Raw genomic sequence first — 12,610 nt, 5'->3', positions numbered from 1 at the left:
CGAGCACGCCATCTCCGGCACAGAGAATAGATCGCTCTGCCGGTTGTGGGAACCCGAACGGGAGTGTGACGCGCAAACAGGCGTATTTATTCCTCTCGGGGATGGGATTCCGGCAAATTTCGGGCCGGCCGCTCCTATGATCGTCCCGTCCCTAGAAACGGGTGGTCTCAACCAGCGTGGCGCCCGTCGCGTCGGCGTTGAGCGCGTATCGCTCGCGGGTGAGGTGCCAGTTGCCGGCCTCGCCGGCGATGGTGAACAGGTTGTAGGCAGCCGGCGGCTTGTGGCCGCCCGGGCCCTGCGATGCCGAGGAGATGCCGACAACCGGTACCGGGCCGTTCTGCCCCTTCAGCCAATAGACGGTGTTCAAGTGCGTGTGGCCGTGGATCACCAGTTCGGCGCCGCCAGACGAGATCGTCGCTGCAAAACGACGGATGCCGAGCATGCGCTTGTGCAGCGACGTGGCGCCGCGGATCGGCGGATGGTGGATCATCACCACGCGGAAGAGGCCGGCATCGCCCGCCTGGCGCAGCAGTTTGACGGTGGCGCGGGCCTGCCGCTGGCCGAAATAGCCGCTGGCGGCGAAGGGCGGTGTCGCGACGGCCGTCGAGCAACCGATCAGCGCCACCGGGCCGCGCACCCGCATATAGGGGAAACAGCGATGATTCTCATGCCAATCGGCCGGGGCGCCATCGGCGCGCATGAAGGGATACCAGGCGCGCGTCGTCTTCTCATAGGCGCCCGGCACATAGGCATCGTGGTTGCCCGGGACGATCGAGATGTTGGCCGGGTCTCCAGCGTCGTCGAGCCAGTCCGTCACCGCGGTGATCTCCCGCGATGAAGCGAGGTTCACCAGGTCGCCGGTGATTGCCATATGGTCCGGATCGCGCTTCTCGATGTCGGCCATCAGGCAATCGAGCGTGCCCGTGAACAGGTGTCGCCTGCGGTTCCGGTGCCAGTTGACGAAGCCGGTGATGCGCTTGGAGGCGAGTTCCCTCAATGAGAGATCGGGCAGGGGGCCGAGGTGGACATCGGAGATATGGGCAAGTTTGAACATCGTCCCCGTCTAGCGCATATTCCGGTTGAGGGGAATCATGTCGCCGGATTAATCCCGGCCAACGGCCTATTCGGAAGGATAAACACCTGGAGAAACAGCAGCCCCGGGAGGTGCGGCGCTGGTATCACCGCGTCCTGATGCGCCTGGCTCACGGCTACTACGCCTTGTCGCGCGGCATGACGATCGGCGTGCGCGCCGCCTGCTTCGACGATCAAGGCCGGGTCTTCCTGGTGCGGCACTCCTATCTGCCCGGCTGGCACCTGCCGGGTGGCGGCCTCGACCGCGACGAGACGGCGCTCGAAGGCCTGCTGCGAGAGTTGCGCGAGGAAGGTAATCTCGAGGCGACGGTCCCGCCGGCGCTGGTGCAGGTCTACTACAACAGGCGCACGAGCCGCCGCGATCACGTGGTGTTTTACCGCTGCGACGATGTTCGCCAGTCGGCGCCGAAGACGCCGGATCTGGAGATTTCGGCGAGCGGCTTTTTTGCGCTTGATGCCCTGCCTGACGATACGACGCCCGCCACGCGCCGCCGGCTTGGAGAGCTGGCGGGCGCAAGCGTTTTCGACAGCTACTGGTAGATCTGGCTGTGCAGCGCCTGACCGAGGCCATGGCAGCGCTTTGTCGGGTGTTTAGATGGCGCCTCGCCCATGCGGAGCATCCAGATCGAGGATCGGGCCGACGGGCACGACCCCGGTCGGATTGATCATCGTGTGGCTGCGGTAGTAGTGCTCCTTGATGTGGCGCATGTCGACCGTCTCGGCCACGCCCGCCACCTGGTAGAGGTCGCGCAGGTAGCCCTGCAGGTTCTTGTAGTCGGCGATCCGGCGAATATTGCACTTGAAGTGGCCGACATAGACGGGGTCGAAGCGCACCAGCGTCGTGAACAGCCGCCAGTCGGCTTCGGTGATCGCGCTGCCGGTCAGGTAGCGCCGGCTCGCCAGCCGCTCTTCCAACTCGTCGAGCATGTCGAACAGCGGGGTAACGCCTTGCTCGTAGGCTTCCTGGCTCGTGGCGAAGCCGGCCTTGTAAACGCCGTTGTTGACAGTGCCGTAGATGCGAGAGTTGAGTTCGTCGATTTCGGTGCGCAAGTCTTGCGGATAGAAATCCGCATTCGAACCGGTCAGCTCGTCAAAGGCCGAATTGAACATGCGGATGATCTCGGCGGATTCGTTCGAGACAATGGTGTTCTTCTGCTTGTCCCAGAGGACGGGCACCGTCACCCGGCCGGAATAGGTTGGGTCGGCGCGGGTGTAGACCTGCCAGAGCGCTTCGGAGCCGAAGAGGTGGTCGACGGTGCCGCCGTCCTTGCCCTTGAATTCCCAGCCCTTTGACAGCATCAGCGGATCGACGATCGAGACCGAGATCAGGTCTTCGAGCTTCTTCAGCTTGCGGAAGATCAGCGTGCGGTGTGCCCAGGGGCAGGCGAGCGAGACATAGAGATGATAGCGCCCGGCCTCGGCCTTGAAGCCGCCTTCGCCCGATGGGCCTGCCGATCCATCTGATGTGATCCAGTTGCGGAACTGCGATTCGCTGCGCTTGAAGTGGCCCTTCGTCGCCGCCGTGTCATACCAGACGTCCTGCCAGACGCCGTCTACAAGCCTGCCCATGGGCAATCTCCTTCGTGGTTTCGTTGTTCATAGATAGCGGCTTTGTCGACCTGCGGAAGGTATCGATTTCTGAACAGTGCGTTTTGGGCTTTGACATCGGGCAATTTTCTGGTATCGGCGATTTCAGAAAATTTCTCTGTGTCCGGAACGAACCGTACTCATGACCTTCTCGGGAAACCTGCGACGACGCTGATGCTGCCAACGCCCCCTCGGGCGAAGCCATCCCCATGTCTGTCTGCATACGGTTCCTGATCCCATGAAAAAGCATGACCTCGTCTACCTGACCGAAGACGCGTCCCATGACGCAGCCATCGAAATCATCAACGAAGAAGCCTTTGGTCCCGGCCGGTTCGCCCGGGCGGCTGCACGCATTCGCGAGCAGGGCGCCCACGATCGGTCGCTGTCCTTCGTCTGCGCCGATAATGGCGAGACGATTGCCTCGGTCCGGATGACGCCCGTGATGGCGGGTTCGATCAAGGGGCATCTGCTTGGGCCGCTCGCCGTACGGCCGTCGCACAAGAACATGGGCATCGGCCGGGAGCTGGTGCGTATCGCCGTCGAAGCGGCACGGCGGAAGGGCTCGCACGCCGTCATCCTCGTTGGCGACCCGCCCTATTACCAGCCGCTCGGCTTCGAGAAGGTCCGTTACGCGGCTCTCGAATTCCCGGGGCCGGTCGATCCGGCACGGGTGCTGGTGGTGCCGATGGCTGAAGGCGTGCATGCCGGCCTTGCCGGCGTCATCGGCTGGCGGGACGACGCGGCAGTCGAGGAGACGGCCGAGGTCGAAGACATAGAACTGGCGCTTGCCGTCTGACAATACCGTCTGTCGGCGACCTCTAGAGCGTTTCCGATTTATACGGAAACACAGAAACGCTCTATGTCTCTGTTTTTACGCATTTCCTGACGGAAAACCGCTCCGCACTTTTCCTGGAAATGCTTTAGCCCAGCTGCTTTTTCAGAAAGACCCGGCTGCGGCCCGGCGGAAAGTCGGGCAACTCGCCGAAGGCCTCGTAACCCTGACGCTCGTACGCGCGGCGGGCTTGCGGATTGAACGTGTCGATCCAGGCGCCGTGGCAGCCGCGACGACGGGCCTCGTCTTCGGCCGCCGCCAGGAGCCTGACCGCCAGACCCTGGCCGCGCAGGTCTTCGGGCAGCCACAGCCATTGCACGAACAGCCAGCCCCAGGCGGTATAGCCGCTGAGGCCTCCGCGTTTTCCGCCGGCATCGGAACCACCGATGAGCACTGCCAGTGGCCGCCGTTCGGACGGGCCGACATCAGCGGCGTTGAAGGCCGTCAGGCCGTTGCCGATGGCTTCAAGCGCTTCGGCCGGCGGTTTGTCGGTGATCTCGAACATGGACACTCCTACCTGGCCAGCCGTTTGGAGATCGGTTCGAACTCAGGCGTCGCCGTGCGCTTCACTGGATCGGGCGTGCCGGCATCGATCGCGTCCCAATATTTCCAGTGGACCTTCTTCGATCCGAGTTCATAGTCCATGCCGTCCCAGCTGTCTTCGCGGAAGCTGTAGAAGGCCCAGTGCAGGCTGTCCTTGTCGAGCGTCGTCAGCACGTCCTCGAGATAGGCCTTGCAGCCGGTCCAGCGGCGCATGCAACCGAACTCGCCGGCAACGACGCGATTGAGCGCAATGCCCTTGTCTTTCGCCCATTGCACCGGCCGGTCGAGATAGGAGGCAACCCGCGCCTTGTCCCAGTTCTCCTCGCCTTCGCCGAACGGGACCTTGCCGGGATAGCCATAGGGTTTCTCGCGCTTCATGTTGGGCGCGCTGGTGGCCGCATAGGGCTCGTACATGTGGAAGCTGTAGAGCACCTTCTGGTCGCTGAGGCCCGACGGCCAATAGCTGAAGGCGTCGGCTGCGGCGTACCAGCCGGCGTCAGCCATGATCGGGGTCGCGGGATCGACCTCGCGGATGGCGGCGATCACCGTCTCATAGAAGGCGACGAGGTCGGAGGCGCTGCCCTTCTTGCTCGCATACCAGTCCTGCATCGCCTTTTCGTCGGCGTGTTCTGCAAGGCCGTTCTGCTTTTCAGGCGCCGGTTCGTTGATGATGTTGTAGGCGGCAACACCAGGGTGATCCTTGAGTTCGCGGGCGAGGTCGCGCCAGAAGCTTGCGGCCTCAGCCCACCAGGCCTTGTCCTGCCATATGCGACCGTCGAACTTGTTGCCGTTGTTCTGCGACCAGCGCATGCCGGGCAGCGACAGCGGGGTAATGACCACCTTCAGTCCGGCCTTGTCGGCGCGATCGAGCGTTTCCTTCAGCGTCTTCAGGTCGGCCGCCGGTATGCCTTCGTATTTGTCGGCATTGCCGATCAGATAGTCGCGCTTGGCCGGCTTCCATTTGTCGTAGGACAAGCGAACCCAGGTGGCGCCGTAGCCGGACAGCGCCTTGAAATAGGCCTCGTCCGGCGGAAGCCGGTTGAAGCTGTTGCCGCCATGCTGCGGCTTGTCCCAAAAATCGATAAGGTCGGCCGCGTGAGCGGGCCCGGTGATGATTGCGCCGGCAAGGGCGAGGGCAAGGAAGGAGGAGGCTATCAAACGCATCTACAGGGCTCCAAAGAATGTCCCTGCGATGTCGACAGTCATTGTGGCCTAAATCAGGAACGGCGCATGCTGAAAACGTCGAGCCGGCTTTCACCCACATCCTTTTCATCGAGCTGCCAACCGCCGCGCTGGTAGAAGGCGCGCTTCTGCGGCAAGGCGCAGAGATGCACGGTTTCGACGCCGGTCGCCAAGGCCGCCTCGGCTGCGTGACGAACGATGCTCGCGCCAAGGCCGAGACCGCGAAATGTCGGCTCCACCCACACGGCTGCCACCCAGGGACCAAGCTCGGGGCGCTCCTCCAGGTCGGATTCGATCACCGAGGCGGTGCCGATAAACATTGCGCCGCGATGGGCGACGATGGCGAAAGGAATGTGATGGTCGCCGAGGGTTCCGGCAACCAGCCCGGCGATGTGATCGAGTGGAAAGCCGCGCGGTTCCCACCAGGCCCGCCAGACGCGGTCGGCGATATCGTCGGCGAAATAGGGCACGTCGCGCAGGTTGCTGATGGCGACGCTCGGATCGGTCATCGACCCTCGCGGTACCATGTCGCCGAGATCAGCAGGAGCAGGGCGGCAAGGCCGAAGAGGCCGGTGAATAGCGACAGCGAATTGATGCCCCTGAGCACGGTTTCGTCGGTCAGGCGCAGCGACAGCCGCTGGTCATCGGCGACCCGCACGGCGCCGCGCACCGGCAGGATCGACGGCAGGTCTATGGCGCCGTCGGCGCTTGCCAGCCGGCGCACCAGGCCCTTGGTCTGTTCTGCCCAGGGGCGCAGCTTGTCCTCGGTCGAGATCGCCGCCTTGAATTCCGGTGCGTCGACATTGCCGACATGGACGAGCGTGGACAGTTCGTCGTTGGCAACTTCGAAGAGGCCGGTTTCCGTGGTCTTCACCTCGGCGCTGTAGAGGCCCGGTTCGCGCTGCGTCAGCGTCAGCTCCTCGGTTTTGCCGGAGGGATAGGTGAGGGTCGCGGGGCCGGGGTCGCCCTCGATGGTCTGGCGGGTGATTTCGAGCGTGCGGCCTGCGGCGCGGGCCGTCAGCGCTTCTTCTTCCAGCGCCGGCTCCTGCATCAGCCAATGGGCGGTGCGACGATAGAGCGAGACGTGCGGACCGCCACCTTCAAAGCCCCGGGCCCAAAGCCAGCCCTGGTCGGACAGAAGCATGGCGACGCGTCCCTTGCCGACACGATTGAGCACCAATAGCGGCTTGCCGTCGGCGGCTTCCATCACGGTCTGGCCGAGTGGCCGGTCGACGTCGACGGTGCGGAACCAGCGGCCCCATTGCGGCGGTTCGCTGGCAGCCCCTTCGAGGCCGCGGGTGACCGGGTGTTTCTTGCCCTCATCCGAAAGGCGCGGATAGAAGCCCTTTTCATTCATCACGCCGGTCGGGTTTGCGGGCAGTACCGCCGAAAGCGGCGTGGCGGCGATCGAATCGTTGCCGGCATGCTCAGGCCCGGCTGCGATCAGAAGTGCGCCGCCGTTCTGCACATATTGCGCGATGTTGTCGTAGTAGAGGATCGGCAGGACGCCGCGGTGCTGGTAGCGGTCGAAGATGATCAGGTCGAATTCGCTGATCTTGTCGACGAACAGTTCGCGCGTCGGAAACGCGATCAGCGACAGCTCGTTGATCGGGGTTCCGTCCTGCTTTTCCGGCGGGCGCAGAATGGTGAAATGCACGAGGTCGACGGCGGCATCGGACTTCAAAAGATTGCGCCAGGCGCGTTCGCCCGCATGCGGCTCGCCCGAGACCAAGAGCACGCGCAGGTTTTCGCGGATGCCGTCGAGCACATGGACAGCGCGATTGTTGGTTTCTGTAACTTCGCCGGGGACGCCGTTGACCGCGAATTCGAGGATGTTGTTGCCGCCGCGCGGCACGGTGAAGCTGAAAGGCACGTCGGTGCCGGGTTCGGCGACTTCCGTTGCGATCTCGTTGCCATTGAGGCGGATGGTCACCTCGGCGGTGCCGCCCGGCGCCTTGCCATCGTCGACCACGCGGAAGGACAGCTTCTGCTGTTCGCCGACGATGCCGAAGCGCGGCGCGCTGACGATCTCGATGCGACGGTCGAATTCATCCGGCCTGCCGCTGATCAGCCCATGGATCGGCGCGTCGAAGCCGAGCTTCTGGTTGATGTCGGGCACGTCGTGGATCTGGCCGTCGGTAATGAAGATCGCACCGCCGACCCGCGCCGGCGGCACATCGGCAAGCACGGAGGTCAAGGCGGAGAAGAGGCGGGTTGAAGGCGCTTCGCTCTCCGGGCTGTCGGCGGCTTCGACGATGCGGGTCTCGATCTGCGGGAAGCGGGCAAGGCGGTCCTTGAGGTCGGCAAGCGCCTTGTCGGTCTGCTCGCGCCGGCCGGCATAATCCTGGCTCTGGCTGCGGTCGACGACCACGGCTACGATGGTCGACAGCGGCTCGCGCTCCTCCTGGAAGAGGATCGGGTTGGCGAGCGCCAGACAGAAGGCGGCAAGCGCAGCGGCACGGACCCAGGCGCCGCGCACGCCGCGCCAGATGCCGAGTGCGGCCAGGATCGCGGCTGCGACGGCAAGCACCGCCAGATAGGGCCACGGGATGAAAGGCGAGAAGTCAGCGGTCATCGATCGGCCCTCATTGTCCGAGCCGTTCGAGCAGGGCCGGCACGTGCACCTGGTCGGCCTTGTAGTTGCCGGTCAGCATATACATCATGATGTTGACGCCGGAACGGAAGGCGTATTCACGCTGCATTTCGTCCGGCGGTACGGTTGGCAGCAATGCGACGCCGTTGGCATCCACCGCCCAGGCGCCGGCAAAGTCGTTGCCGGTAATCATGATCGGCGTCACGCCATCGCCAGAGCGAGCCGGGCGATTACTCGCCTCTTCGCGATTGTCGAGCTGCGCCTCGATCCACAGCGGGCTGCCGGTGTAGCGGCCGGGGAAGTTCGACAGCAGGTAAAATGCTTTGGTCAGCACGTGGTCGGTCGGAACGGGCTCCAACGGCGGGATGTCGAGGTTGGCAAGGATCGCCTGCAGCCGCTCGGTGTTGGGGCTGGTGCCGCCGGACGATGCGCCGAGCGAGGAGAACTGGTCGCGCGTGTCGAACAGCACCGTGCCGCCGGCGCGCATATAGGCGTCGATGCGGCTGACGGCCTGCGGGCTCGGCATCGGCGCCGATGCGGAAACCGGCCAATAGATGATCGGATAGAACGACAGTTCGTCCTTGGCGATATCGAGGCCGACAGGCGTGCCCGGCTCAAGCGTCGTACGATAGGTGAGGAAGTCGGTAAGTCCCGCAAGCCCGCGTTCGGAGAGACGGTCGACTTCGCCTTCGCCGGTCACCACGTATGCCAGATGCGTGGTGTCGAGGCGCTCGAGAATGGCGGCGTCCTCCGGTCGGCTGTCGTCGGCCAGACTATCCGGCGGCGAGACGAGGAAGGCACTTACCGCCAGCAGGAGGCCTGCGGTCATCGCCTTTGCTGCGCGCAGACGCGAGAAGGCCCCGCCCATGAACAGCACGATCAGCGCGTCGACGAGGAGCAGCAGCATTGCAAGGGTGAACAGGGCCGGCTTCAGCGACCAGCTTTCGGAAGCGGCCAATTGCTGGGTGGTGTGAGCGCCGGCGGCGGTCATGTCGATCGGCGTCAGCTCGGCATTGCGCGGCAAAAGGTTGAGCGCGGTAAAGCCATCTTCCGATCCGTAGAGACCCGGCGGATTCTCAGGCGTCGACACCGGCACCTGGCCCGGCACGACATCGAGCGGCCGGGCATTGCCGGTCTCGGCGACAAGCACGCCGTCGGCGTTCAGCAGCCGATAGGGCGCGAGCGTCTGTTGCTGCGCCTTGCCCTCGTTGGCAACGCCACCGCCGCGCGACAGCTGGACGCTGCGGCGCAGCATCTCGACGAAATCGCCCGAGATCGGCAGGTTCGACCAGGTGGCTTCGGCGCTCACGTGGAAGAGGATGATGCGCCCGGCGCCGTGGGCCGACGTCGTCACCAGTGGCGTGCCATCGGCAAGGCTTGCCCAGGTGCGCTCGGCAAGATCGGCGGTCGGTTCGGCCAGAACCTGCCGCTTGACCAGAATGTCGGTCGGGCGCGCCATGCCGGCAAACGGGCTGTTGGCGGGGTAGTCGGCGAGCGGTTGCGGTTCGGACCAGGAAAGCGCGCCGCCGAGCGCCCGTTCGCCCTGGCGCAGCGTCACCGGCACCAGCGGATCGTCGGCGGGGGCGGCTGCAAGCCTGGGGCCGGCGAAGCGGATGAGCATGCCGCCATTGTCGATCCATTTCGTGAGCTTCGGATAGATCTCTTCCGGCAGCCGGCCGATATCGGCCATGATCAGCACGGAGGGCTTCTGCTCCAGGAGCTCCGGAATGGCGACGGCGAGATCGGTCTCGTGCGGCTCGACGAGATCGGCATAGGGAGCGAGCGCGCGGTTGATATAGTAGAGCGGCGACAGAAGCGGCTGCGACTGATCGCGGGCCTCGCCGCTCAGAAGTGCTACGCGACGGCGGCGGAAACCATCGTCGAGCAGGTGCACGCTGCCGGCGGTCGCGGCATTCTCGATGCCGATGCGGGCAAAGTCGTTGCGCAGTTCGAAGGGCGCCTCGATGCTGCCCTTGGCGACGCCTTCGCCGGGGCCGAAGGCGATCTGCCCGTCGGCAATGGCGCGGCCGCGCGTGTCATAGGCGACGATCGGCAGGGTGAGCGCCCCATCCTTGTTGAGGCGCGTTGCCGTCACCGACATGCCGGTCGAGCCGTTGCTGCTATCGGTCAGTGCCACGGTGCGGCTGCCATCGGCCTCGATCAGCCGCAGTTCGGCGGCTCCGACCTCGGATAGCGCCGCCATGGTCTTCTGGTCTGCTGCCTCGATGCCGTCGCTGACGAAGGCCAGCGTGCCGGGCTTCGCGCCTTCAAACGCGGTTTTCAGTGCGGCAATCGCCTGGGTGCGGTCGACGGCGAGCGGGATGGGGGCGGCGGCAGCAAGCCTGTTGCGCGCAGTCGCTGCCGAGCCCGGCGTGGCGTCGTGCTGGCGGTCGCCGGTGAAGGCGATCGAAACGGCAAGGTCGCGCGCCTCGGCATCGTCGATCAGCGTGCTGACGGCATCCACACGTTGCTCCCAGTCGGTGGCCGTTGCCCAGCTGTTGTCGACGACGATGGCGAGCGGGCCGCTCGTTGCCAACGTGTTCTGGCGCGGGTTCATCACGGGGTCGGCGATGGCGAGAATGACCGCGGCCGCCAAAAGCATGCGCAAAAGGGTCAGCCACCACGGGCTTTTCGACGGTGTTTCCTCGCGCTTCAGCACCGAGGCGAGAATGCGAAGCGGTGGGAACACTTCGGCCGCCGGCTTCGGCGGGGTCATGCGCAAGAGCCACCAGATCACCGGAAGGGCGATCAGCGCCGCAAGCATCGCGGGATTGGCAAACAGAAAGGGAAGGCCGGTCATAGCTGGCCTCCATGGGTGGCGCGACCGGGCATGCCCGAGAGATACATGTGGACTGCAACCAGCGCCTCGGAGGCGGGTCTGTCCGTCCGGTGCGGCGTAAAAGTCCAGCCGAGATGGCGCAGCGTCACCCCGAGGCTTTCGCGGCGCGCGAGGTAGGCGCGCTGATAATCTTCGCGCAGGATCTCGGCGCGCCCGGCCGTCAGCTTCTGGCCGGTTTCCGGATCGCTGAACTCGGTTCGGCCGGCATAGGGAAAGACCTCCTCGGCCGGATCGGCAACCTCGACGACATGGCCGCGCAGGCCACGGCGGGCAAGCGGACCCAGTCGCTCCATGATCCTGTCGGTCGGATCGAGAAAATCGCCGATCAGCACCAGATCGCTGGCGTTGCGGATCATGCCTGTCTCCGGCAACCCTTCGGAAAGCGGCGTTAGCATGATGGCGGTTGCCAGTCGTTCGGCTGCGTTGCGGGCGGAGATCGGCTCCATCACCCCAGGACATCCGATGCGCTCGCCGGAGCGCGCGAGGATTTCGGCGAGCGCCAGCATCAAGACCAGCGCCCGGCTTTCCTTCGACACCGATCCGAGCGTCGACTTGTACATCATCGACGGCGACAGGTCGGCCCAGAGCCAGATGGTGTGGGCTGCCTCCCATTCGCGGTCGCGCACATAGGTATGATCGTCGCGGGCGGAGCGGCGCCAGTCGATGCGCGACAGGCTTTCGCCGTCGCTATAGGGCCGGAACTGCCAGAAATTCTCGCCGATCCCGCGCTTGCGCCGGCCGTGCCAGCCGGAGATCACCGTGTTGGCGATGCGGCGGGCTTCGACGAGGCAGTCAGGAACGAGCATCGCGCGCTGCTGCGCACGGGAAAGAACCTCACCAGCGGGGGTACGCGCAACTATGTGCCCGATGGAGGCCATTCTTTATCCCTTGGCTTGTTTCACCAGTCCGGCGATGACGTCGCGCACGGTCATGCCTTCGGCACGGGCGGCGAAGGTCAGCGCCATACGGTGCTGGAGAACGGGCTCGGCGAGCGCCATGATATCGTCGATCGACGGCGCAAGCCGCCCATCGTAAAGCGCGCGGGCGCGGGCGCACAGCATCAGCGCCTGTCCTGCGCGCGGGCCCGGGCCCCAGGCGACGTTCTTGTCGGTGGCGGCATTGCCGTTGCCCGGACGGGCGGAGCGCACCAGCGCCAGGATCGCATCGACCACCTTTTCGCCGACCGGCATCTGGCGGATGAGGCTCTGGATCTGCTGCAGGCGGGCGGCATCAATGACGGGACGGGCAGTCGCTTCGGCGGTGCCCGTGGTTTCAAGCAGGATCTGCCGTTCTGCGGCAAGCTCGGGATAGCCGACGTCGACCTGCATCAGGAAGCGGTCGAGCTGCGCCTCGGGCAGGGGATAGGTGCCTTCCTGCTCCAGCGGGTTCTGGGTCGCCAGCACATGGAACGGCTGCGGCAGGTCCTTGCGGGCGCCGGCAACGGTGATGTGATACTCCTGCATCGCCTGCAACAGCGCCGACTGCGTGCGCGGCGAAGCGCGGTTGATTTCGTCGGCCATCAAGAGCTGCGTGAAGATCGGGCCGGGGATGAAACGGAAGGAGCGATGGCCGGCGGCATCCTGGTCCATGACTTCGGAGCCGAGAATATCCGACGGCATCAGGTCGGGCGTGAACTGGACGCGGCTGGAATCGAGCCCGAGAACGGTGCCGAGCGTCGCCACCAGCTTGGTCTTGGCAAGGCCGGGCACGCCGACGAGCAGGGCGTGACCGCCCGACAGGACCGCAAGCAGGGTCTGCTCGACCACCGTTTCCTGGCCGAAGATGACCTTGCCGACTTCGGCGCGCACGAGCGCGATTTCCGCAAGCGCGTTTTCCGCCGCGGCAACGATCGCCTTTTCGTCGGTCGCGTCCGTCGCGCCCTTCATCACACTCATGGTCATACTCCCCGGTCGCCCGTTGTTGAACCGAATCGCCCCGCCGG

At 65.1% G+C, this 12,610-nt stretch carries 11 protein-coding genes; 2 read left to right on the top strand and 9 right to left on the bottom strand.

What is annotated here, in order from left to right:
* Window positions 1-151 precede the first annotated feature (151 nt).
* The gene (locus LPJGGPFB_RS16165; protein WP_173420828.1) at window positions 152-1,054 is read right to left on the bottom strand and encodes a metallophosphoesterase family protein; all 903 of its coding nucleotides are present in this window, start codon (window positions 1,052-1,054) and stop codon (window positions 152-154) included.
* Window positions 1,055-1,191: 137 nt separating this feature from the next.
* Between LPJGGPFB_RS16165 and LPJGGPFB_RS16160 the strand changes: the two genes are divergently transcribed.
* Entirely contained in the window at window positions 1,192-1,632 is a 441-nt protein-coding gene (locus LPJGGPFB_RS16160; protein WP_173421069.1) for an NUDIX domain-containing protein, read from the top strand.
* A 51-nt stretch (window positions 1,633-1,683) separates the two neighbouring features.
* Here LPJGGPFB_RS16160 and LPJGGPFB_RS16155 read toward each other — a convergent pair whose 3' ends face one another.
* Window positions 1,684-2,661: a glutathione S-transferase family protein gene (locus LPJGGPFB_RS16155; protein ID WP_173420827.1), complete on the bottom strand. Its 978-nt coding sequence runs from the start codon at window positions 2,659-2,661 to the stop codon at window positions 1,684-1,686.
* Between the two features lie 256 nt (window positions 2,662-2,917).
* Here LPJGGPFB_RS16155 and LPJGGPFB_RS16150 point away from each other — a divergent pair, with 256 nt between their 5' ends.
* Complete coding sequence (locus LPJGGPFB_RS16150; protein ID WP_173420826.1) at window positions 2,918-3,475, top strand: GNAT family N-acetyltransferase; 558 nt, start codon at window positions 2,918-2,920, stop codon at window positions 3,473-3,475.
* 124 nt (window positions 3,476-3,599) lie between these two features.
* Here LPJGGPFB_RS16150 and LPJGGPFB_RS16145 read toward each other — a convergent pair whose 3' ends face one another.
* From LPJGGPFB_RS16145 to LPJGGPFB_RS16115, 7 genes are read right to left on the bottom strand one after another with little or no spacing between them, the layout of a single operon-like run.
* Window positions 3,600-4,022, bottom strand: a complete 423-nt coding sequence (locus LPJGGPFB_RS16145; RefSeq protein WP_173420825.1) for a GNAT family N-acetyltransferase — start codon at window positions 4,020-4,022, stop codon at window positions 3,600-3,602.
* A gap of 2 nt (window positions 4,023-4,024) precedes the next feature.
* Window positions 4,025-5,218, bottom strand: a complete 1,194-nt coding sequence (locus tag LPJGGPFB_RS16140; protein ID WP_173420824.1) for a glycoside hydrolase family 5 protein — start codon at window positions 5,216-5,218, stop codon at window positions 4,025-4,027.
* Between the two features lie 53 nt (window positions 5,219-5,271).
* Window positions 5,272-5,745 carry a GNAT family N-acetyltransferase gene (locus LPJGGPFB_RS16135; RefSeq protein ID WP_234902826.1) on the bottom strand — a complete coding sequence of 158 codons (474 nt, stop codon included), beginning with the start codon at window positions 5,743-5,745 and terminating at the stop codon, window positions 5,272-5,274.
* Window positions 5,742-7,811, bottom strand: a complete 2,070-nt coding sequence (locus tag LPJGGPFB_RS16130; protein ID WP_173420822.1) for a hypothetical protein — start codon at window positions 7,809-7,811, stop codon at window positions 5,742-5,744. Before LPJGGPFB_RS16130 ends, LPJGGPFB_RS16135 begins: the two co-directional genes overlap by 4 nt.
* Window positions 7,812-7,821: 10 nt before the next feature.
* The gene (locus LPJGGPFB_RS16125; protein ID WP_173420821.1) at window positions 7,822-10,629 is read right to left on the bottom strand and encodes a DUF4159 domain-containing protein; all 2,808 of its coding nucleotides are present in this window, start codon (window positions 10,627-10,629) and stop codon (window positions 7,822-7,824) included.
* On the bottom strand, window positions 10,626-11,546 hold the full coding sequence (locus LPJGGPFB_RS16120) for a DUF58 domain-containing protein (protein WP_173420820.1): 921 nt from the start codon (window positions 11,544-11,546) through the stop codon (window positions 10,626-10,628). Before LPJGGPFB_RS16120 ends, LPJGGPFB_RS16125 begins: the two co-directional genes overlap by 4 nt.
* Window positions 11,547-11,549: 3 nt before the next feature.
* On the bottom strand, window positions 11,550-12,563 hold the full coding sequence (locus tag LPJGGPFB_RS16115) for an AAA family ATPase (protein WP_173420819.1): 1,014 nt from the start codon (window positions 12,561-12,563) through the stop codon (window positions 11,550-11,552).
* Between the last annotated feature and the right edge of the window lie 47 nt (window positions 12,564-12,610).

Origin of the sequence: Ensifer adhaerens (genome assembly GCF_013283195.1) — a bacterium.
Lineage (GTDB): Bacteria > Pseudomonadota > Alphaproteobacteria > Rhizobiales > Rhizobiaceae > Ensifer > Ensifer adhaerens_G.
Note: the sequence above shows the minus strand (reverse complement) of the source record. Positions and strands in the feature narration are given on the sequence as shown.

Bases quoted from the DNA above. Each gene is read 5' to 3' on its own strand.
- LPJGGPFB_RS16165 (WP_173420828.1), bottom strand. From the start codon at position 1,054: ATGTTCAAACTTGCCCATATCTCCGATGTCCACCTCGGCCCCCTGCCC.
- LPJGGPFB_RS16160 (WP_173421069.1), top strand. From the start codon at position 1,192: ATGCGCCTGGCTCACGGCTACTACGCCTTGTCGCGCGGCATGACGATC.
- LPJGGPFB_RS16155 (WP_173420827.1), bottom strand. From the start codon at position 2,661: ATGGGCAGGCTTGTAGACGGCGTCTGGCAGGACGTCTGGTATGACACG.
- LPJGGPFB_RS16150 (WP_173420826.1), top strand. From the start codon at position 2,918: ATGAAAAAGCATGACCTCGTCTACCTGACCGAAGACGCGTCCCATGAC.
- LPJGGPFB_RS16140 (WP_173420824.1), bottom strand. From the start codon at position 5,218: ATGCGTTTGATAGCCTCCTCCTTCCTTGCCCTCGCCCTTGCCGGCGCA.
- LPJGGPFB_RS16135 (WP_234902826.1), bottom strand. From the start codon at position 5,745: ATGACCGATCCGAGCGTCGCCATCAGCAACCTGCGCGACGTGCCCTAT.
- LPJGGPFB_RS16130 (WP_173420822.1), bottom strand. From the start codon at position 7,811: ATGACCGCTGACTTCTCGCCTTTCATCCCGTGGCCCTATCTGGCGGTG.
- LPJGGPFB_RS16125 (WP_173420821.1), bottom strand. From the start codon at position 10,629: ATGACCGGCCTTCCCTTTCTGTTTGCCAATCCCGCGATGCTTGCGGCG.
- LPJGGPFB_RS16120 (WP_173420820.1), bottom strand. From the start codon at position 11,546: ATGGCCTCCATCGGGCACATAGTTGCGCGTACCCCCGCTGGTGAGGTT.
- LPJGGPFB_RS16115 (WP_173420819.1), bottom strand. From the start codon at position 12,563: ATGAGTGTGATGAAGGGCGCGACGGACGCGACCGACGAAAAGGCGATC.